Source organism: Micromonospora sp. NPDC047812 (assembly GCF_040704175.1).
Lineage (GTDB): Bacteria > Actinomycetota > Actinomycetes > Mycobacteriales > Micromonosporaceae > Micromonospora.
The window spans coordinates 576216-596446 of the sequence record NZ_JBEYRY010000001.1; the positions used below are offsets into that span (position 1 = coordinate 576216).

General features: G+C 73.3%; 18 protein-coding genes and 1 pseudogene. 14 read left to right on the forward strand and 5 right to left on the reverse strand.

The features are described 5' to 3' along the window. Window positions 1-67: 67 nt before the first annotated feature. The 4 genes from AB0883_RS02605 (at window position 68) to AB0883_RS02620 (ending at window position 3946) form a co-directional block, all read left to right on the forward strand. Complete coding sequence (locus tag AB0883_RS02605; protein WP_366638853.1) at window positions 68-1603, forward strand: MFS transporter; 1536 nt, start codon at window positions 68-70, stop codon at window positions 1601-1603. 179 nt (window positions 1604-1782) lie between these two features. Continuing rightward, window positions 1783-2268: a GNAT family N-acetyltransferase gene (locus AB0883_RS02610; RefSeq protein ID WP_366638855.1), complete on the forward strand. Its 486-nt coding sequence runs from the start codon at window positions 1783-1785 to the stop codon at window positions 2266-2268. Between the two features lie 276 nt (window positions 2269-2544). Further along, on the forward strand, window positions 2545-3396 hold the full coding sequence (locus AB0883_RS02615) for a hypothetical protein (RefSeq protein WP_366638856.1): 852 nt from the start codon (window positions 2545-2547) through the stop codon (window positions 3394-3396). 109 nt (window positions 3397-3505) lie between these two features. Beyond that, window positions 3506-3946 (forward strand): hypothetical protein, encoded by a 441-nt coding sequence (locus AB0883_RS02620; protein WP_366640246.1) that lies wholly within the window; start codon window positions 3506-3508, stop codon window positions 3944-3946. A gap of 104 nt (window positions 3947-4050) precedes the next feature. Here AB0883_RS02620 and AB0883_RS02625 read toward each other — a convergent pair whose 3' ends face one another. Then, window positions 4051-4797, reverse strand: a complete 747-nt coding sequence (locus AB0883_RS02625) for a hypothetical protein (RefSeq protein ID WP_366638858.1) — start codon at window positions 4795-4797, stop codon at window positions 4051-4053. A gap of 169 nt (window positions 4798-4966) precedes the next feature. On the opposite strand from AB0883_RS02625, the gene AB0883_RS02630 reads away from it, so the two are divergent. The 3 genes from AB0883_RS02630 to AB0883_RS02640 all read left to right on the forward strand — a co-directional run bounded on the left by AB0883_RS02630 (window position 4967) and on the right by AB0883_RS02640 (window position 8969). Continuing rightward, on the forward strand, window positions 4967-5542 hold the full coding sequence (locus tag AB0883_RS02630; RefSeq protein ID WP_366638859.1) for a TetR/AcrR family transcriptional regulator: 576 nt from the start codon (window positions 4967-4969) through the stop codon (window positions 5540-5542). Beyond that, on the forward strand, window positions 5539-7167 hold the full coding sequence (locus AB0883_RS02635; protein WP_366638860.1) for an isovaleryl-CoA dehydrogenase: 1629 nt from the start codon (window positions 5539-5541) through the stop codon (window positions 7165-7167). The genes AB0883_RS02630 and AB0883_RS02635 overlap by 4 nt, the downstream gene beginning before the upstream one ends. A 218-nt stretch (window positions 7168-7385) precedes the next feature. Continuing rightward, window positions 7386-8969, forward strand: a complete 1584-nt coding sequence (locus tag AB0883_RS02640; protein WP_366638862.1) for a DHA2 family efflux MFS transporter permease subunit — start codon at window positions 7386-7388, stop codon at window positions 8967-8969. Between the two features lie 126 nt (window positions 8970-9095). Here AB0883_RS02640 and AB0883_RS02645 read toward each other — a convergent pair. Together AB0883_RS02645 and AB0883_RS02650 are read right to left on the reverse strand one after the other, a co-directional pair. Next, window positions 9096-10316 (reverse strand): annotated as a pseudogene (locus tag AB0883_RS02645) (ABC transporter ATP-binding protein); the annotation flags it as partial. Window positions 10317-10538: 222 nt separating this feature from the next. Next, complete coding sequence (locus AB0883_RS02650; protein ID WP_366638864.1) at window positions 10539-11438, reverse strand: bile acid:sodium symporter family protein; 900 nt, start codon at window positions 11436-11438, stop codon at window positions 10539-10541. A gap of 172 nt (window positions 11439-11610) precedes the next feature. Here AB0883_RS02650 and AB0883_RS02655 point away from each other — a divergent pair, with 172 nt between their 5' ends. The 7 genes from AB0883_RS02655 (at window position 11611) to AB0883_RS02685 (ending at window position 16913) form a co-directional block, all read left to right on the forward strand. Further along, window positions 11611-11688 carry a putative leader peptide gene (locus tag AB0883_RS02655; protein WP_366640248.1) on the forward strand — a complete coding sequence of 26 codons (78 nt, stop codon included), beginning with the start codon at window positions 11611-11613 and terminating at the stop codon, window positions 11686-11688. 198 nt (window positions 11689-11886) lie between these two features. After that, on the forward strand, window positions 11887-12849 hold the full coding sequence (locus AB0883_RS02660) for an ABC transporter substrate-binding protein (protein ID WP_366638866.1): 963 nt from the start codon (window positions 11887-11889) through the stop codon (window positions 12847-12849). After that, window positions 12846-13700, forward strand: a complete 855-nt coding sequence (locus AB0883_RS02665; RefSeq protein WP_366638868.1) for an ABC transporter permease — start codon at window positions 12846-12848, stop codon at window positions 13698-13700. Before AB0883_RS02660 ends, AB0883_RS02665 begins: the two co-directional genes overlap by 4 nt. After that, the gene (locus AB0883_RS02670; RefSeq protein ID WP_366638870.1) at window positions 13697-14413 is read left to right on the forward strand and encodes an ABC transporter ATP-binding protein; all 717 of its coding nucleotides are present in this window, start codon (window positions 13697-13699) and stop codon (window positions 14411-14413) included. The genes AB0883_RS02665 and AB0883_RS02670 overlap by 4 nt, the downstream gene beginning before the upstream one ends. Further along, window positions 14410-15975, forward strand: a complete 1566-nt coding sequence (locus tag AB0883_RS02675) for an FAD-binding protein (RefSeq protein ID WP_366638871.1) — start codon at window positions 14410-14412, stop codon at window positions 15973-15975. Before AB0883_RS02670 ends, AB0883_RS02675 begins: the two co-directional genes overlap by 4 nt. Continuing rightward, on the forward strand, window positions 15972-16316 hold the full coding sequence (locus AB0883_RS02680; RefSeq protein ID WP_366638872.1) for a ferredoxin family protein: 345 nt from the start codon (window positions 15972-15974) through the stop codon (window positions 16314-16316). The genes AB0883_RS02675 and AB0883_RS02680 overlap by 4 nt, the downstream gene beginning before the upstream one ends. Window positions 16317-16334: 18 nt before the next feature. Then, the gene (locus tag AB0883_RS02685; RefSeq protein ID WP_366638873.1) at window positions 16335-16913 is read left to right on the forward strand and encodes a thioredoxin family protein; all 579 of its coding nucleotides are present in this window, start codon (window positions 16335-16337) and stop codon (window positions 16911-16913) included. 284 nt (window positions 16914-17197) lie between these two features. Here AB0883_RS02685 and AB0883_RS02690 read toward each other — a convergent pair whose 3' ends face one another. Continuing rightward, window positions 17198-18460 carry a family 16 glycosylhydrolase gene (locus tag AB0883_RS02690; RefSeq protein WP_366638875.1) on the reverse strand — a complete coding sequence of 421 codons (1263 nt, stop codon included), beginning with the start codon at window positions 18458-18460 and terminating at the stop codon, window positions 17198-17200. A gap of 91 nt (window positions 18461-18551) precedes the next feature. After that, a complete protein-coding gene (locus AB0883_RS02695) occupies window positions 18552-19949 on the reverse strand; it encodes a ricin-type beta-trefoil lectin domain protein (protein WP_366640250.1) in 1398 nt (465 codons plus the stop codon). Window positions 19950-20231 lie beyond the last annotated feature (282 nt).

Genomic DNA, 20231 nt, shown 5'->3' on the forward strand with positions numbered 1-20231 from the left:
GCGCATCACCACCTTAACCGACCAAGCGGCTTGCACAGCCGACCATATGGTCCGTAGCGTGGGCGGCGTGAGCGACGCGGATCTGGCCCCTGACCCCGCCACCGCCGGCGCCGGCCCCGCCGGGCTGCGGCAGTGGGCCGCCCTGTCCGCGTTGACCCTGGCCGTCACTCTGCTGGCCGTCGACGGCACCGTGCTGGCGCTGGCCGTCCCCGCGCTGGTCGCCGAGTTGCAGCCCACGGCCACGCAACTGCTGTGGATCGGCGACGCCTACTCCTTCGCCCTGGCCGGCCTGCTGATCAGCATGGGCACCCTGGCCGACCGCATCGGGCGCAGGCGGCTGCTGCTGATCGGCGTCACCGGCTTCGGCGCCGCGTCGCTGCTGGCGGCCTTCGCCCCCAGCGCCGGCTGGCTGATCGCCGCCCGGGTCCTGCTCGGCGTGGCGGGCGCGACGCTCATGCCCTCGACGCTGTCGATCGTCCGGAACATCTTCACCGACGCGCGTCAGCGCACCCACGCCATCGCCGTCTGGTCGGCCGGCGCCTCCGGCGGCGCGGCACTGGGCCCCCTGGTCGGTGGTGCCCTGCTGGAGCACTACTGGTGGGGCTCAGTCTTCGTGATCAACGTTCCGGTCATGCTGCTGGTGCTCGTCAGCGTCGCCGCCCTGGTGCCCGAGTCGCGCGACCCGCGTCCCGGGCGGTTCGACCTGCTCAGCGCTCTGCTGTCGGTGGCGGCGATCGTGGCACTGGTCTGGGCCGTCAAGCACGCCGCCAAGGCCGGCGTCGACCTGGCCGGCGTCAGCGCGGCCGCAGCCGGCCTCGTCGGCGGGGTGCTGTTCGTGCGCCGCCAGCGTCGCCTGCCCGCCCCGCTCGTGGACATCACGCTGTTCGCCCGTCCGGTCTTCACCGGCACCGTCGTCGCCAGCCTGATCGCCATCTTCGCCTTCAGCGGCCTGCTGTTCTTCTTCTCCCAGTACCTGCAACTCGTCCGCGGCTACTCCCCGCTCCAGGCGGGCCTCCGGGAACTGCCGCTGACCCTGGCGTCCATCGCGGTCGTCGCCATCGCCGCCGCCGCGCTCAACCGCCTCGGCGTCGGACGTGCCCTCGGCGCCGCGCTGCTGACCGCGGGCGCCGGCATGGTCGTCCTCGCGGTCGGCGAGGGCCACGCGGGCTACGCACCGCTGGCGCTGGGCCTGGTCGTCATCGGCCTGGGCGTCGGCCTCGCCTTCACCGCCGCCACCGACGCGGTGCTCTCCGCGGTGCCGAAGGACCGGGCCGGCTCCGCCTCGGCCATCTCCGAGATGGCGTACGAGTTCGGCGTCGCCTTGGGCATCGCGCTGCTCGGCACCCTGCACACCGTCCTCTACCGGTCGGCCCTGCCCGACCTGTCGCCCCTGCCCGGCCCGACCGGCGACGCGGTGCACGAGTCACTGGCCACCGCCGACCGGGCCCTGACCGGCACCGGGCAGCAGGGCGCCGAGATCCTGGCCGCCGCCCGGGACGCCTTCGTCCACGCCATGCAGACGACCTCGCTGATCGCGGCGGGCCTACTGGTCGCCGCCGGCGTGGTCGCCTGGAAGCTCGTACCGTCACCCCGCGACCGGTGACGCGGCACCGCGGCCGGCGTCGGCTCGGCCACCCGACCGGCGGGCGCCCGCGGCGACCGCGCTCCGGCCGGCCGTGCGCCGCCCCCTGCCCGCGCGGCGGGGCGGCCTCCGCGCGCACCGCCGGCCGGCCGGCGACAAACCCGGTCGCCACCGGGACGTGGCGTCGCCAGACTGTGCCGATGAGCGACGTGCGGGTGCGCCCGACCACCGACGAACGGCACATCGACGAGGCCGCCAGGATCTGGGCGGCGGCGACCGCGGCCCGCGACGGCGACACCGAGATCGCGCCGCTGCGCCTCGCCCGGCCCCTGATCGAGGCGGTGGTCGGCAGCACACCCCGGTCGTTCCTGCTCGTCGCTCTCGACGCGGATCGGGTCGTCGGGTTCGCCGCCGTCGAGCCCGTGCCGACGGACGGGTCGACCGCCGAGATCCGGTACCTCGGGGTCGCGCCCGACAGCTGGGGCCGGGGCGTCGGCCGGCACCTGCTGAGGGCCGCGCCCAACCACCTGGCGGGCGCGGGTTTCGACGGCGCCGAGCTGGGCGTCTACCTGGACAACCCGAGAGCGGTGCGACTGTACGAGAGCGCCGGCTGGCTGCCGTGCGGCGAGGCCGCACCGCACCCGGGCAGCGGTCGTCCGGAGCGGCGGTACCGGCTCGACTGGTGAGCCCACGGTCGCCGTCGTGGCCACCCTCCGGGGGCGTGACCGGGCTGGCCGCCGGTCGTCGAGACCGTGCCGCCGCCGTGCGCCTCGAAGGTGGACACCACCGATCGCCGTACGGGGATAGGGTGCTCGCGACCGGCCCTCACGATCGGACACCCGGATGAATCCCGCCAGGACGACGGCCTCCCCGCCTTGCGACCGCCGATGATCGACCCGCGACAGGCCTCTGCCGTGGCTCACGCGGTCGCCTCGGCGGTCCTGGGCCGAGACCCCGGCCCCATGACCGTCGCTGACAGCCTTTCGCACCACGTCTACCTGGGCGCGGATGTCGTCGTGAAGGTCATCGACGCCGGCCGCCACTCGCGACTGGACCGGGAGATCGCCCTCGCGCCCCACCTGCCCGCCGGCATCACGGCGCCGCTGCTCGACAGCGGGCTCTACGAGCTGGAGACCCGCGAGGTCCGCTACGCCTGCTACGCCCGCGCGCCGGGGGCGACCCCCGGCATGGACATGCCCGGCGTCGACGAGGCGACCGCGTGCCAGCTGGCGGAGGAGGCGGTCCAGCGGCTGCACGTACTGCACAACTGGACGCCTGCGGCCCCCGCCCGGCAGACGCTGGGGGAGACGCTCGACCACGGCGGGTTCGTCAGCCGGGCCGCGCTCGTCGCCGAGGTGGGACAGATCGCCGCCCTGGACCGGGACGGCATCGTCCCCCGCCCGGTGCTCGACGGCCTGACGGCGATAGCGGAGGGCGCCCCGTCGCAGGCACGCGCGGACGTCCCGGTCCACGCGGACTGCCACTGGGGGAACTGGCTCGCTCGCGATCGCGGTGTGACCGCGCTGCTGGACTTCGAGTGGGCGCGCTTCGGCGAACCGATGGACGACTGGTTCTTCCTGGTCCGGTTCAGCGGCCCGCACATGGAGGCCGTCCTCGACGTCGTCGCCGACGCGACGGCGACGTCCCCGACCACCCTGCGCCGGGAGTGCGAGGTGCGCGAGGCGAGCTACCTCGCCGCGGACCTCCGCGTCGCGCTCCAACGCCCGGACACCCCCGCGCAGACGGTTGCCGAGAACGTCCGTGACCTCGAGGAACTCGTCGTCGCAAGCCCCTGGTGGCGCCACGCCCCGTGACGCCGGCCGCGGCAAGCGCGGGTGTCCGCGCGCCTGCGGCCGGGGCGCCGGGGACGCGTCGTGCGATCATGATCCACATCGGAAGACAGTCGACTGTGGATTGGTGACCATGAAGAGAGTGTTCTCGGCCCTGATGGCACTGGTGACCGCCGCGTCGGTCATGACGATCGGCGCACCCGCCGCTCAGGCTGCCGGCTCCTGCTCGGGCACGATCATCTACAGCCAGGTGCAGTCGTCGGGCCTCGGCGAACTGGTGATCTACTACAACAGCAGCAGCGGGGGCACCAACAGCGCGTGCTTCTACCACCGCGGCGCGGCCTACGGGAAGTCGGCACCGACCTTCGTGCAGATCTACCGCTGCGCCGAGCGTTCCGGTGAGGGCGCGCACTGCACCCGCTCGGGTAGCGCGGACACCGACTCCGGTGACTTCAGCTACCACGCCGGCCCGGTCGGCGTCACCGGCACGGCGTCCTACTGCGTCGAGGCGGTCGGCTACATCGGGTGGGCGGGCCAACGCCACCAGATCTACAGCCGGCGGCAGGGCTGCTGACCGCAGCTCATCGGGCCGCGTACCGGCCGCCGCGACAGGGGCACCTCCCGGAGACGGGGGTGCCCCTGTCGCCGTTCGTGGCAGTTCCGCGTGGCGGCCGTGCCCTAGCCGCGCTCGTCCCATCGGTCGGCGTGGGGGAGGGCGAGCCGCCGTACGACGTCGCTCAGTTCGCCGGACGCGTCGTGCTCCCGCAGCACGGGCGGCGCGTGCCGTAGCACCCACATCGACAGTGCGAGGCACGGCGTGTCCTCCTCGTCGCGCCAGCTCGACCAGGGCAGGCGTTCGCTGAGCAGGTCGAACATCCACTCGTCGGCCGCCGCGCCCAGCCGCCGCCGCGCCGTCGGGCCGGCCAGCAGCTGCGCCCAGGTGTTCAGCCACGGGGCGAGCTGACCGGTGACCTCGGCGACGAAGGCCAGGGCCTCGTGGGCGGGGACCTTCGCCTCGGGGTCCATCAGGGTGTGCTGCCACCAGGCGTCCAGGAACTCCCGTACCACGTCGCGTTGCGCGGCGGGCCGGTCCAGCCAGCGACCCCTGACGAACAGGCGGGACAGGGGGTCCATCCCGCAGACGACATCCACCTCACCCGCCACGAGGCGTCTGGTCACCGGGGGCAGGATGCGGCGCAGCAGCGGTCCCGGGTAGCGCCAGTCCGTGGTCCAGTACGTGCGGCGGAGCAGGTCCTCGTCGAGCGGCGCGTCCGGGGTCTTGAGTAGCGCCAGCTCCTCGGCGCTGCCCCAGTGGCACTCACAGTTGGTCTCCCGCCGGTGGGCGGTCATGCCCCGGAAGCTGGCGGCCACGCCCGCCAGCGCCGCGTCCAGGCGGCGGTTCACGTCGGTGAGGTCAGGGGTCACGGCGGGATCGCCTTCAAGGACTCCGGGGGCGTACGCCTGCCGGAGAGAAGGATCCTAGACCGCGTCGCGGGCGGGTCGTCCGCCGGCCGGAGCGCCTGCGGCGGCGCCCTTGCCGGCAAGGATTGAATGATGGTTCAATCCTTGCGTGGTCTACCGGAGCACCGATCGCGTGAGGGCTCGGCTGAGCGCGTCCCGGGAGCGGATCATCGCCGCCGCGCTGGAGATCATGGCCGAGCACGGGTACGCCGGCTGCTCGGTCGCCGCCGTCGCCGAGCGGGCCGGGATGGCGACCGGCAGCGTCTACCGGCACTTCCCCACCAAGGCCGACCTGGTCGCCGAGGTGTTCCGCACGGCCTCGCAGCGCGAGGTGGACGCGGTGGCACGCGCGGCGGCGCTGGAGAGCACCGTCGCCGAGCGGGTCACCGCCGTCATCGAGACGTTCTCCGGCCGGGCGCTGCGGTCGCCACGGTTGGCGTACGCCCTGCTCGCCGAGCCGGCCGACCCGGCGGTCGACGCCGAGCGGCTCGTCTTCCGCCGCGCGTACGCCGAGCTGATCGCCGGCCACGTCGCGGAGGGTGTCGCGAACGGCGAGCTTCCCCCGCAGGATCCCGAGTTGACCGCCACCGCGCTGGTCGGCGCCCTGGCCGAGGCGATGGTCGGCCCCCTGGCGGCCGGGGTCGCCGGGCCGCGCACCATCGAAAACCTGATCACGTTCCTCCATCGCGCGCTGGGAGTGTCGCCGTGACGACGCACGAGGTCCTCAACCAGGTTCCGCCGCTGGTCGGTCACGACGCGGCCGACGATCCGGCACTGCTCGACGCGCTCCACCGCGAGGGCGCCGGCTGGGCCGCCGCCGAGCTGCACGAGCTCGGCCGGCTCGGCGGCGACGAGCAGGCGATCGAGCACGGGCGGCTGGCCAACGAGCACCCGCCGGTCCTGCGCACCCACGACCGGCACGGCAACCGCGTCGACGAGGTGGAGTTCCACCCCGCCTGGCACGAGCTGATGCGGACCGCCGTCACGCACGGCCTGCACGCGGCGCCGTGGGCGGACGACCGGCCGGGCGCGCACGTGGCCCGCGCGGCCAAGTTCTACACCTGGCGTCCCGACGCCGGGCACGGCTGCCCGATCTCGATGACCTACGCCGCCGTGCCGGCGCTGCGGCACGCCCCGGAGCTGGCCGCGCGGTACGAGCCGCTGCTCACCGCCACGTCGTACGACTTCGGGCTGCGCCCGCCGCTGGCCAAGCGGGGACTGCTGGCCGGCATGTCGATGACGGAGAAGCAGGGCGGCTCGGACGTACGCGCCAACACCACCACCGCCCGCCCCGAGCCGGACGGCACCTACCGGCTCCTCGGGCACAAGTGGTTCACCTCGGCGCCGATGTGCGACGTCTTCCTCACCCTCGCCCAGGCGCCGGGCGGGCTCACCTGCTTCCTCGTCCCGCGCGTCCTGCCGGACGGCACGCGCAACCCGATGCGGCTGATGCGCCTCAAGGACAAGCTCGGCAACCGCTCCAACGCCTCGGCCGAGGTCGAGTACGAGCACGCGGTCGCCTGGCGGGTCGGCGACGAGGGCCGTGGCGTGCGCACCATCATCGACATGGTCAACCTGACCCGCCTCGACTGCGTCATCGGCGCGGCGGCCGGGATGCGCCAGGGCGTGATCACCGCCGCCCACCACGCCGCCCACCGGCAGGCCTTCGGCCGGTACCTCGTCGAGGCGCCCCTGATGCGCAACGTGCTCGCCGACCTCGCGGTCGAGTCCGAGGCCGCCACCGTCCTGATGATGCGCCTCGCCGGGGCCACCGACCGGTCCGCGCGCGGCGACGCCGGCGAGACCGCGTTCAAACGGCTCGCCCTCGCCGTCGGCAAGTACTGGGTCTGCAAGCGCTGGCCGGCACACGCCGCCGAGGCCCTCGAATGCCTGGGCGGCAACGGCTACGTCGAGGAGTCGGGCATGCCGAGGCTGTTCCGCGAGTCCCCGCTGAACTCGATCTGGGAGGGCTCCGGCAACGTCGCCGCGCTGGACGTGCTGCGCGCCCTCACCAGGGAACCCCAGGTCATGGAGGCGTTCCGGGCCGAGGTGACCGCCGCCGCCGGAGCCGACGCCCGACTCGACGCCGCCGTACGCCGGGTGCAGGCCGACCTGTCCGACCACGACGACGTCGAGCTGCGGGCCCGCCGGGTCGTCGAGCGGCTCGCCCTGGTCCTGCAGGGCTCGCTGCTGGTGCGGCACGGTCACCCCGCCGTCGCCGACGCCTTCTGCGCCTCCCGGCTCGGCGGCGACCACGGCCAGGCGTACGGCACGCTGCCCCGCGGCGTCGACTTCGCCGCGATCATCGCCCGCGCCGTGCCCAAGGCGGGTTGACCGGAGGCGGCGGGGCCCACGGGCCCGGGCCCGCACGCGGGGAGAACGCCCACACCGGCGGTCGACCCGCTCGCCGGCGTGGCGTCGCCCACACTCCGGCGGTCGGAAATCATACGCCGATCGTCGGTGCCGCTCGTTAGTCTGCCGACGGACACTGCCGGTACGCGACAGGCCGAGGCACGGCTCGCGCCGGCCACCACGGGGACCCAGGAGAATCAGTGACACAGCAATCCATCGCGACCTCGGACAAACTCGACGCCTCGGTGCTCAAGGTGGCCGGGGTCGTCGTCCTCGGCGCGATCATGTCGATCCTCGACGTGACGGTCGTCACCGTCGCCCTGCCGACCTTCCAGCGCGAGTTCGACGCGTCGTACGCCGAGGTCGCCTGGACGATGACCGCCTACACGCTGGCGCTGGCCACGGTGATCCCGCTCAGCGGCTGGGCCGCCGACCGGTTCGGCACCAAGCGGCTCTACATGATCGCCATCGCGCTGTTCACGATCGGGTCGGGGCTGTGCGCCAACGCCGACACGATCGGGCAGCTGATCGGCTACCGCGTGCTCCAGGGCCTCGGCGGCGGCATGCTCCTGCCGCTGGGCATGACGATCATGACCCGGGCGGCCGGGCCGCACCGGATCGGCCGGCTGATGGCCGTCCTGGGCATCCCGATGCTGCTCGGTCCCATCGGAGGGCCGATCCTCGGCGGCTGGCTGATCGACGTCGCGAGCTGGCACTGGATCTTCCTGATCAACCTGCCGATCGGCGCCGTGGCGCTCGTCTACGCCGCCCTGGCACTGCCGAAGGACGCCCCCGAGCCCTCCGAGTCGTTCGACTTCCTCGGCATGCTGATGCTCTCGCCGGGTCTCGCCCTCTTCCTCTACGGCGTCTCCACGCTGCCCGAGACCGGCACGTTCGCCGACACCGAGGTGTGGGTGCCCATGCTGGTGGGCGGCGTGCTCCTCGTGGCCTTCGTCCTCTACTCCTTCCGGACCCTGCACCCCCTGCTCGACCTGCGGCTGTTCGCCAACCGCAACCTCACCGTCGCGGCGGTGACCATGTTCGTGTTCATCATCGCGTTCATGGGCGCCGGCCTGCTGTTCCCGAGCTACTTCCTGCAGATCCGCGGCGAGACGACGCTGGCCGCCGGCCTGCTGATGGCGCCGCAGGGCATCGGCGCGATGGTGACCATGCCGGTGGCCGGGATGCTGGCCGACCGGGTCCCCGTCGGCCGTACCGTGCCGTTCGCGCTGGCACTCATCGCCATCGGGTTCTTCACCTTCACCCAGGTCGACCCGCAGACCTCGTACGTCCTGCTCTGCGGGTCGCTGTTCATCATGGGCCTGGGCATGGGCGGCACCATGATGCCGATCATGACCTCGGCGCTGAAGACCCTGAAGGCCCACGAGGTGGCCCGTGGCTCCACGCTGGTCAACATCCTCCAGCAGATCGGCGGGTCCGTCGGCGCCGCCATGATGTCGGTGATCCTCACCAACGAGCTGAACGGCTCCCGGCCGATCCCCGGAGCGACCGACCCGAGCGGGGAGCCGGTGACGGAGGCCGGCCTCGCCATCGCCGTCCAGCAGCAGCCGGAGCTGGCCGGGCAGTTCCCGGTCGAGCCGTCGCTCATCCAGCGCGGCCTCGACTTCGCCGCCAGCTCCTTCGCCACCACGTTCTGGGTCGCGTTCGCGCTGGTGCTGGTCACGTTCGTCCCGGTGGCGTTCCTGCCTCGCCGGCGGGAGCCGTCGCACCTGCTCGACGGCCAGCAGGAGGGACAGGCGAAGACGCCCGTCATCATCCACTGACCCGACGCGTTGGCCCCCGGCCCCCGGACGTCGTCCGGGGGCCGGGCCGTAGCGGGGTGGGCTCCGAACGACGGCACCGGCGAGAAGGGCTGCCGGTGGGGCGTGCCGTCCTCCGGCCGCAGCGGGTCAGCGCTGCCGTGGCGCGGGGGCGTGGTCGTCGTGGTAACCGGCGGCCTGGAGGGCGAACAGTTCGGCGTACCGGCCGCCGGCGGCGACGAGTTGGGCGTGACTGCCGGCCTCGACCAGCGCGCCGTCGTGCAGGACGAAGATCCGGTCGGCGTGCCGGACGTTGGCCAGCCGATGGGTGATGAGGATGGTGGTCGCCCGACCCCGCCGGTCCCGGATGGCCTGGAACAGGGCGTCCTCGGCGCGCGGGTCGAGGGCGGAGGACGGTTCGTCCATGATCAGCAGTTCGGCGTCGCGGAGGAAGCCGCGGGCGGCGGTGATGCGCTGCCACTGGCCGCCGGAGAGGTCCTGGCCCTTGGCGAACGTCCGGTCGAGCAGCGTCTCGTACCCGTCGGGGAGGTCCTGGATCATCTCGTGCGCGACGGCACGGGCGGCGGCGGCCTCGATCCGGTCCTGCCGGGCCTCGCTCTCGGCGTCGCCGATGGCGATGTTCGTCGCGGCCGTGAAGGGCCACTTGTGGTACTCCTGCGTGACCACCGCGATGCGGGCCCGCAGCCCGTCGAGGTCCCACTCGGGCAGGGGCCGCCCGTTCCAGCAGATGACGCCGTCGGTGGGAGCGCGCAGGGTGGCGATCATCGCGGCGAGGGTGGTCTTGCCCGAGCCGTTCTCGCCCACGAACGCCACCGTCTGCCCCGCCGTGATCGTCAGCGTCACGCCGTCGACGGCGGGCGTGTCCCGGTCGGGGTAGCGCAGGCTGGCCTCCCGCACGGTCAGCTCGCGCAGCGGACCGGGGGCGGCGCCCGCGCTGCCCACGGCCGGGTCGGGCAGGTAGGCGGCGGCGCGGGTCATGAACCCGGTGTAGTCGCCGAAGTGCTGACCCTCGGTGTAGACGCGGTCGACCTGGAAGGTGGTGACGGCCAGCGAGCGCTGCGCGGCCTGCACCGCGACCACGCAGGTCGCCGCCGCCGCGAGCGGGATCCGACCGTCGACGAGCAGCAGTCCGAGCAGGAGGTAGACCGCGGCGGTGGCGATTCCGCCGATCACCGCCCCGACCGTGGTGGTCGTGGTGACCCGGCGGGCGAGGGCCAGCTCGATGTCGGTCTCGACCTCCATCACCCGGTCGTACTGGTCCAGCAGGAAGCGGCGCAGCCCGTAGGAGCGCAGCTCCGGCGCCGAGTCCCGCTCGGCCATCAGCCGGTGCAGCAGCCACAGCCGCCGTCGCTCGCTCGCGGTGACGTGGTCGTCGGTCGCGGCCCGGTCGTGGCACGGCGGCGGCGGGAGTAGCCTCCCACCACCGCACTTCCACTCAGGGCATTCGACCAACTACCAATGGTCACCGCCGGTGACGCGCCGGTCCATCCCCTGGGCGGGGAGAATGGCGCGGATCGCGGCCGGTGCCGCCCCGGCGCCGGGGGCGTCCTCCACCCCCGGCAGCCGGGCCGCTCACGCCGCCGCGGTCGGCTGTCGCGTGGGATCGGCGGCGGCACTGCCGCGCCGTGCGGCGACGAAGCCGAAGACGGCGGCGGTGAAGAACATCAGGGTGCCGTAGATGGCCGACGGCATGGCGATGTCGCTGTTGTCGAGCAGGGCCGGGCTGAGCGCGATCGTGATGGCCAGGGTCGCGTTGTGGATGCCGATCTCGAACGAGGACGCGACGGACTCCCGGTGCCCGACGCGCAGCAGCCGGGGCGCCGCGTACCCGATGGCCAGGCTGATCAGGTTGAACAGCAGGGCGATGAGGCCGACCGCGCCCACGGTGGCGGCGAGTTCGTCCTTGATGCCGATCACCGCGCCGGTGAGCACCACGACGAGGACCACGATGGAGAGGACCTTCACCGGTCGCTGCATGCGGACGGCGAACCCGGGACGGCGCCGGCGCACGGTCATGCCGACCGCGATCGGGATGAGCACCAGGGCGAACACCTGGAGCACCTTGTCGAACTGGAGCCCGAGCGAGCTGTCCGAGCCCATGAACGCGGCGACGGACAGGTTGACGATCAGGGGCAGGGTGAACAGGGCGAGCACCGAGTTGATGGCCGTCAGGGTGACGTTGAGCGCGACGTTGCCCTTGAACAGGTGGCTGTAGAGGCTGGCGGTGCTGCCGCCGGGGGAGGCGGCGAGCAGCATCATCCCGACGGCCAGCTCCGGGCGCAGGTCGGCGGCGAGCACGAGGCCCAGGCAGACGGCCGGCAGGATCAGCATCTGGCAGACCAGGGAGACGAGCACGGCCCGGGGGTAGGCGACGACGCGGCGGAAGTCGTCCACGGTGAGGGTGAGCCCGAGGCCGAGCATGACGATGCCCAGGGCGACGGGGAAGAGCACGATCGACAAACCGGAACTCACGGCGGCGGCCTCCTGATCGCGTACGCCAAGGACCACCGGATCCTCACACCGCGACGGTGCGCCGGACACCTCGTGACGTGCGCAGCCCGCGCCCGACGGGAGTTGCCGGGCGCCGCAGCCGCTATGTGGGACGGCTGTTGCCTTCTCCTATAGGACAAGTAGGGTTTGCGCCATGACGGCGACGAGGGTTCTCATCACCCGACGCCACGTGGACCTCGAGCGGACCGCCAGCAGCCTCTGTAGCCGCTGACGAGGCGCACCACCACGACGGCCGCCGCACGAGACACGGTCCTCACGACGGCCGCCGCACGAGACACGGCCACCGCACGGCAGTCGCCGCGCGACGGCCCGCCGCCTGCCCCGTTACGCGCCAGCCGCTCGCCGACGAGCGGCTGGTCGCCACGCCATGCCCCGTCGACCCCTCGACGCGTCCCCAGGGAGCCTTCGCATGCCCAAGATCAGACTATTCGCGATCCTGTCGACCCTCGTCGTCCTCGCCGGCTGCGGCGGCGAGGCCGCCGGCGCCGGCGGCAGCCAGCAGTTCGTCCTGCGCGTCGGCATGACGTCGGTGACCGGCACCGTGCAGGGCAACCTCGGCTGGGCGGAGGAGCGCGGGCTGCTGCGCGACCGCCTCAGACCGAGCGGCGTCAGGGAGGTGCGCTTCTCGTTCTTCCAGTCCGGCGCCGACGTCAGCTCGGCACTGCTGTCCGGGGCGATCGACGTGGCCGTGACCGGAGACATGCCCGCGCTGCGTACCCGGGCCAAGGGCAACCCCACCCGGTTGCTCGCCCTCACCACCGTCAACGCCGACATCTGGCTGATCGGCCGCAAGGGCGGCCCGTCCGACATCGACGCCCTGGTCGGCGGGACGGTGACGGCCCCCGAGGGCACCATCCGCCACCGCGTGGCGTACGGGCTCCTCCACGCGGCCGGACTCACCGACCGGATCCAGATCAGGAACGTCCCCACGCCCGAGTCGCTGGCCGGCCTGTCCAGCGGCTCCATCGACGCGACGGTGGTCGGCGGTACGCAGGCGTACGAGTTGGAGCGCAAGGGCTTCGTGGTGATCGACAAGGCGTCGCACCACCCGCACCTGCTGAGCACCGAACACAGCACCGCGCTCCAGTCCTTCCTGGACGCGCACCCGGGCTTCGGTGAGGCGTGGGGCACGGCGATCGCCGCCGTCAACCAGGACGTCCGCGACAACATCTCCGCCTACTGGGAGTACGCGGCGAAGAAGGACGCCGTCGACGTGACGCTGGCCGCGAAGGCGGAGCCGGCCGGGCACTTCAACGTCGAACCGTTTCCGGCCGACGGCGTCGCGCAGGTCAGGGCCACGTACGAGTTCCTCCGGCAGCAGAAGCTCATCGACGCCGAGTTCGACATCGACTCCTGGCTGGTGACGTCGTGACGCTCGTACTCGACAAGGGCACCGCGCCCACGGCGGAGCCGGCGCTGCTCGACCTCGCCGGCGGCCCCCGGCGCCGGGCCCGCCCGCGGCGCGTGCCGCGCTGGCTGCGCGCGCTGTCCGGCCCGGCCCTGCTGATCGCCCTCTGGTGGCTGGCCTCCGCCACCGGCCTGCTCGAACCCCAGCTCTTCCCGCCGCCGGCCGCGGTGGCCGCGACCGCGGCCCGGCTCGTCGCCGACGGTGAGCTGCAGACCCACGTCTGGGCGTCGGTGTGGCGGGTGTTGCAGGGCACCGCCTACGGAACGGTGGGCGGGGCGGCCGTCGCCGTGCTCGCCGGCCTGAGTCGCGTCGGCGAGGACCTCATCGACTCCACCATGCAGGTGGCCAAGGCCGTGCCCAACTTCGCCCTCACGCCGCTGCTGATCATGTGGATGGGCATCGACGAGGGGCCGAAGGTGCTGCTGATCGCCCTCGGCGTCGGCATCGCCATCTACATCAACACCTACAGCGCGATCCGCGGCGTCGACGCGCACCTGGTGGAGGCGGCGAGCACGCTCGGCGCGGGCCGGTCGGCCATGGTGCTGCACGTGATCCTGCCCGGGGCGCTGCCCGGCTTCCTGGTCGGGCTGCGGCTCGCGCTGTCCAGCGCGTGGCTCAGCCTGATCTTCGCCGAGACCATCAACACCACCGAGGGCATCGGCTTCCTGATGTCGCGGGCGCAGACGCTGCTGCAGTTCGACCTGTCCGTGCTCGTGCTGCTGCTGTACGCGGTGATCGGCCTGCTGAGCTACGCGCTCGTGCGGTTCCTGGAACGGCGCCTGCTCGGCTGGCGCCACGGATTCGAGGGCGTATGAGCGCCGCGATCGACGTACGCGGCGCCCGGCGACGCTTCGGGGCCCGCGCCGTCCTGGACGGGCTCGACCTGCGCGTCGCGCCGGGCGAGTTCGTGGCCATGCTCGGGCACAGCGGCTCCGGCAAGAGCACCCTGCTGCGCGCGCTGGCCGGGTTGGACCGCGACATCGAGGGCGTCGTGCGGATCCGGCCCCGGCGCTCGGTGGTCTTCCAACAGCCGAGGCTGCTGCCGTGGAAGCGGGTCCTGGCCAACGTCACGTTCCACCTGGGCGGGCCGCAGCCGCGCGAGCGCGGGCTGGCCGCGCTCGCCGAGGTCGGCCTGAGCGGGCACGCCCGCGCCTGGCCCGTCACCCTGTCCGGCGGCGAGGCGCAGCGGGTGGCCCTGGCCCGCGCCCTGGTCCGGGAACCGGACGTGCTGCTGCTGGACGAGCCGTTCGGCGCGCTCGACGCGCTGACCCGGCTCAGGATGTACGCGCTGCTGCGCGAGCTGTGCGCCCGGCACCGGCCGGCCGTGCTCTTCGTGACCCACGACGTCGACGAGGCGGTGCTGCTGGCCGACCGCGTCGTGGTGCTGGGCGGCGGCCGCATCTCGCTGGACCGCCCGGTGGACCTGCCCGGCCCTCGGCAGCGCACCGACCCCGGGTTCGCCGCGCTGCGCGCGGCACTGCTCGGCGAGCTGGGCGTGTCCGAACACCCCGTGGAGGTGACGTCGTGACGGCCGACCGCGCGGTGCGCGACGCGGACGTGCTGGTCGTCGGCGGCGGTCCGGCCGGCGCCTGGGCAGCCTGGAGCGCCGCCACCCACGGCGCCCGGGTGGTGCTGGCCGACAAGGGATACCTCGGCTCCAGCGGCGCGACCGCCCCCGGCGGCTCGAACCTGCTCTACCTGCCGCCCGACGCCGAACTGCGCGAACAGGCGGTGGCCAGGCGGATGGTCGGCGGCGGCGCGCTGTGCGAGCCGCGCTGGATCCACCGGGTCCTCGACGACGTCTACGAGAGCCTGAAACTGGTCGAGCGGTGGGGCTACCCGTTCGTACGCGACGATGACGGCCAGCCGCTGCGCAACCACCTCCAGGGACCGGAGTACATGCGGCTGATGCGCCGCGTGGTGCGCCGGGCCGGCGTCACCGTGCTCGACCAGTCACCGGCCCTGGAACTGCTCGCCGACCGGCACGGCGTCGGCGGCGCGCGGGGCGTCGACCGGCTCAGCGGCGCGGAGTGGGAGGTCCGGGCGCCGGCGGTCGTACTCGCCACGGGTGGGTGCGCCTTCCTCAGCAAGGGGCTGGGCTGCAACGTGCTCACCGGCGACGGGCTGCTGATGGCCGCCGAGGCGGGCGCCGAGCTGTCCGGCATGGAGTTCAGCAACTCCTACGGCACCAGCGCGGAGTACGGCACCGTCACCCGCAACCGGCTGCTGTCGCTGGCCACCATCACCGCCGTCGACGGCACGGTCGTCTACGCCGGGGACGGCGCGTTGCCGCGCGACGGCATCGCCCGGGCGCTGCGGGACGGCCCCGTGCACGCCGTGCTCGACCGGGCGGACACGCCGGAGAAGCGGGCGCTGCTGCGCACCTCGCACGCGGTGTTCTTCCTGCCCTACGACCGGCGCGGCATCGACCCGTTCACCCAGCCGTTCCCGCTGACCATGCGGTTCGAGGGCACCGTGCGCGGCACGGGCGGGATCCGCCTCGTCGGCGACGGCTGCGAGACGTCCGTGCCGGGTCTCTACGCCGCCGGCGACGCCGCCTCGCGGGAACGCAGCCACGGCGGCCAGAGCGGCGGGGGCGCCTTCAACGCGTCCTGGGCCATCTGCTCCGGTCGGTGGTCGGGTGCCGCCGCGGCGGCGTACGGGACCGCCGTCGGCCCGCGCACCCGCCGCCTGGCGCCGGTCGGCGGTGCCGGCGTACGCGCGGACTCGCCCGTCACCGTGGACACCGCGGCGGTGGTCGCGGCCGTCCAGCGGGAGACGCTGCCCCTAAACGTCAGCTACTTCCGCACCGTCGCCCGGCTGCGGCGCGCGCTGGCCGGCACGGACGCGCTGTGGCCCGTCGTCTCGGGCCGGCCGGAACCGGGGGTACGGGGACGCGTGCGCTCCCGCGAGGCCGCCGCGATGGTCGCCACGGCGCGGTGGATGCACGTCGCCGCGCTCGCGCGCACCGAGACGCGGGGGATGCACGTGCTCAGCGAACATCCCGCGCCCGACCCGCGGCAGCGGCACCGCCTGGTGCTCGCCGGGCTGGACCGGGTGACCGTACGCACGGAGGAGGTGCCGGCGTGATCGAGCTCGTCAGCGCGAGCCGCTGCACCGGCTGCGGCATCTGCGTCAAGGTCTGCCCCACCAACGTCTTCGACGGCGTGGTCGGGGAGGTGCCGGTCATCGCCCGGCAGAGCGACTGCCAGACCTGCTTCATGTGCGAGGCGTACTGCCCGGCGGACGCCATGTACGTCTCACCCCTGGCCGACGAGGTCGAACGCGTCGACGAGGACGCGCTCGCCGCAGCGGGGCTGCTGGGCAGCTGGCGGTCGCGGCTGGGCTGGCACAAGGGCGAGACCCGGCTCGCCGCCATCGACACCACCCCGTTCCTGCATCGCGTCGAACCCGTCCGGCTGGACGGCTGAACACCCGAGGAGAGCCACATGCCACCCGTGAACTCGCAGCTCGTCGCGTTGGGCACGCCGCTGCCCGCCTTCGACCTGCCCGACCTCGACGGCAAGCCGGTCACGTCCGGGGACCTCGCCGGGCCCGCCCTGCTGGTCGCCTTCCTGTCCAACCACTGCCCGTTCGTCCGGCACGTCGAGCGGCGGCTCGCCGAGGTGACCACCGAGCTGGCCGGGCGTGGTCTGGCGGTCGTCGCCATCGCCAGCAACGACACCGGCATCCAACCCGACGACGACGTCGACGGCCTGCGCGGGCAGGTCGGGCGGGTCGGCTTCACGTTCCCGTACCTGGTCGACGCCGCCCAGCAGGCCGCCCGGGACTTCCACGCCGCCTGCACCCCCGACTTCTTCCTGTACGACGCCGACCGGAGGCTGGCCTACCGCGGCGCGTTCGACCGGGCGCGGCCCGGCAACGACGTCCCGGTGACCGGCGACCTGCTGGCGACGGCGGTCGACCGGGTGCTGGCCGGCCGCGACGTGCCCGAGCCCCACACCCCGAGCCTGGGGTGCGGCATCAAGTGGTCGCCCGGCAACGAGCCGGACGTCGTCGTCCACTGAGACCGGAGAGCCACCGGTGGAGCCGGCCGTCCCCACGGGGCACGGCCGGCTCCGTCCGTGCCCGCCGACGACCTGGCCGAGCTGGGCCGGATGAGACACCACCAGCCGTCTCGGGGCCTCCCGAGGGCCGTCGCCCCGGTGCGCCCGGTGCGCCGGCACGGACGGGGGCCGGCGGGCGTCGTGCCTGGTCCGTCGGCGGTGCCGGCAGGGCCGGTCGGGGCTGGACGCCCCGACCGGCCCGGTCGGCGGTCGGGCCGACGAGGTGTCGGCCCGCGAGGTTCCGGTCAGACGCGCGACCACTTCTGGTTGGCGTCACCGGTGCAGTCCCACAACTGGAGCTTGCCGCCGTTGCTGGTGTTGCGGTCCCGTACGTCGACGCAGCGGTTCGCGCTGAGGTTGACCAGGTCACCGGCGGCGTTGAGCGTGAAGCGTTGCGCCGGGTTGCCGTTGCAGGTGACGAGGTTGACCTCGGTGCCGTTCGCCGTGCCGGCCCAGGCCGGGTCCATGCACTTGCCCATCGCCCGGATCGTCCCGTCGGCGGCGAACGTCCAGGCCTGCGCGGCGGTGCCGTTGCAGTCCCAGATCTGGAGTTTGGCCCCGTCGACCGGGTTGGCGCTGGGGATGTCGATGCAGCGGCCACTGAGCGCGCCCCGGATCGCGGTGGTGCCCGGCGGCGGGTTGCCGCCCGAGGTGTAGCCCGAGACCCGCACGTAGTCCACGAGCATCTGCTGCGGGAACTGCGTGGAGCCGTCGGGGTAGCCCGGCCAGTTCCCGCCCACCGCCACGTTCAGGATCATGAAGAAGGGGTGGTCGAACACCCAGCGGTTGCCGCCCAGCCGGCCCGGGTCGACCCGGTGGTACTCGACGCCGTCGAGGTACCAGATGATGGAGTTCGGTTCCCAGTCCACCCGGTAGGTGTGGAAGCCGTCGGCGAGCGGCTGGCCGATGGTGCGGCTGCCGGTGATGCCGCCGCCACCCGAGTAGCCCGGGCCGTGGATGGTGCCGTAGACGGTGTTCGGCTCGCGGCCGATGTTCTCCATGATGTCGATCTCGCCCGCGTTGGGCCAGCCCACGCTGTTCATGTCGTTGCCGAGCATCCAGAACGCCGGCCAGATGCCCTGACCGCGCGGGATCTTGATGCGGGCCTCGAAGCGGCCGTACGCCTGGGTGAACGTCGCCGCCGTGAGCAGCCGGGCCGAGGTGTACTCGCACCGGCCGTAGTGGCACTGGTAGTTGGCGGGGTTCTCCCGGCGGGCGGTGATCACCAGGTTGCCCTGGCCGTCGTGCGCGGCGTTGCTCGTGCTGTTGGTGTAGTACTGCCGCTCGTTGTTGCCCCAGCCGCCACCGCCGATGTCGAAGCGCCACTTGCTCTGGTCGACGGGCGTGCCGGCGGCCGCGTTGAACTCGTCCTGCCAGGTGATCCCCCCGATGGCGGCCTGCGCCGGTTCGGGGTGGACCGGCACGGCGAGGGCCGTGGTGGCGCCGATGATCGCGGTCGCGGCGAGGGCGAGCGCCCACGGCCGGCGCCGGGTACGGAATCTGAACATGTAGAACCTCCTTGGCATCTGCGCCGCCGCGGCGTGTCTCGCGGCGTCGATCGGCCGTTCGGTGCGGGCGCGCGGGCGGACGGATGTGGGCTCAGCCGCGACGCCACTTCTGGTTGGCGCCGCCGACGCAGTCCCACAGGTGCAGGCGGGCGCCGTCCGAGTTGATCCACTCCTTGATGTCGACGCACTTGTTCGCCTGCGGGTTCACCAGGTCGCCGGCCGCCGAGAGGACGAACTGCTGGGCCGGGTTGCCGCTGCAGTTGGCGATCTGGATGGTCGCGCCGTTGGCGGTGGACCCCCAGGCCACGTCCATGCACTTGTTGTTCTGGGTACGCAGCGTGCCGCCGGTGAAGGTCCACGACTGCGCGGCGGTGCCGTTGCAGGTCCAGGTCTGCAGGGGAACGCCGTCGGAGAAGTTGGAGTTCGGCACGTCGATGCAGCGGTTGTTCCAGTTGCTGATCAGCCGGTCCCCGCCGCCGCCACCGGTGGTCACCAGGGACAGCCCGTAGACGCTGAGGATCTCGTTGACCGGCTGGAACCAGGTCGTGCCGCCCGTGGAGCAGTTGCCGGAACCGCCGGACGTGACGCCCTGGGCCTGGTTACCGGAGATCCAGGCCCCACCGGAGTCGCCGCCCTCGGCGCAGGCGTTGCTGCGGGTCAGGCCCGACACCGCACCCTGCGGGTAGTTGACGGTCTCGTTGCGGCCCAGGATGGTCCCGCAGCGCCAGCCGGTGGTACGCCCGGAGCGGCAGACCGAGCTGCCGATCGCCGCGTCCTGCGAGCCGGCGACCGCCACGTTGCCGCCGGAGTAGTTGTTCACCCAGGGCTGCGGCGTCCAGGAGCCGTTGGTGCGTACCCATCCGTAGTCGTTGCCGGGGAACGACGACCCCGCGAACGTGCCCTGGGAGACGTTGTTGAAGCCGAGGGTCGGGCTGCCGACGCCGCCGCAGTGGCCGGCGGTGACGAAGCCGCCGACGACCGCGAAGCCGACCGAGCAGAGGGTGTTGCCGTTGATCACGTACTGGTCGCCGCCGCGGATGTCGTAGAGCGGGCGGGGCGCGTCGGCGGAGGTGACCACCTGGATCGCGTCGGCGGGCGCGCCGCTGGCCTTGGCGTACGCGATCGCCTCGTCGGCGGCGCCCGGACGGGCCGTGACGACAACGCTGTTGCGCGCGACGTCGACGCGCCAGCCGTGGACGTCGCGGGGGTCGGCGTCGGCGGTGCGCCGGTCGAGGGCGCGCTTGATTGCGTCGAGGGCGCGTTCGCTGCGGGCGACGACCGTGACGTCGGCGCCCTCGGCCCGGACGGCCGGGGCCAGCGCGCGGTCCGTGACGGCGACGGTCAGCCGGTGCCCGCCGGAGGGGATCCACGCGCCGGCGAACGCCGGGCCGAGCTTGGCCCGCAGGCGCCGCTCGATCACCGGCGCCGCCGCCTCGGTACGCAGGCGTTCGTCGACTTGGGCGGGAGTGAGGCCGAGGTCGCGGCGCATCGCCTCGACCAGGGCGGGGCTGAGGTCGGCCGTGGCCGCTGCGGCGGGGGACGGGACGGCGGAGGCAGTGTCGCTCGCGTGGCCCGCCGCCGGGGTCAGGCCGAGGAGCAGGAGGCCGGCGGCGGGGACGAGCATGCGCAGTCTTCGAGACAAGAGGATCTCCCGGTGCGGCGAGGGTGGCAGACGGAACAAGAGAGCGCTCTCTGAAAGAAGTCTGTCGATATCTCGACACATCTGTCAAGAAGGTTGCCAGTTGTGGTCCGCGCGTCGCCCTCGGCGACG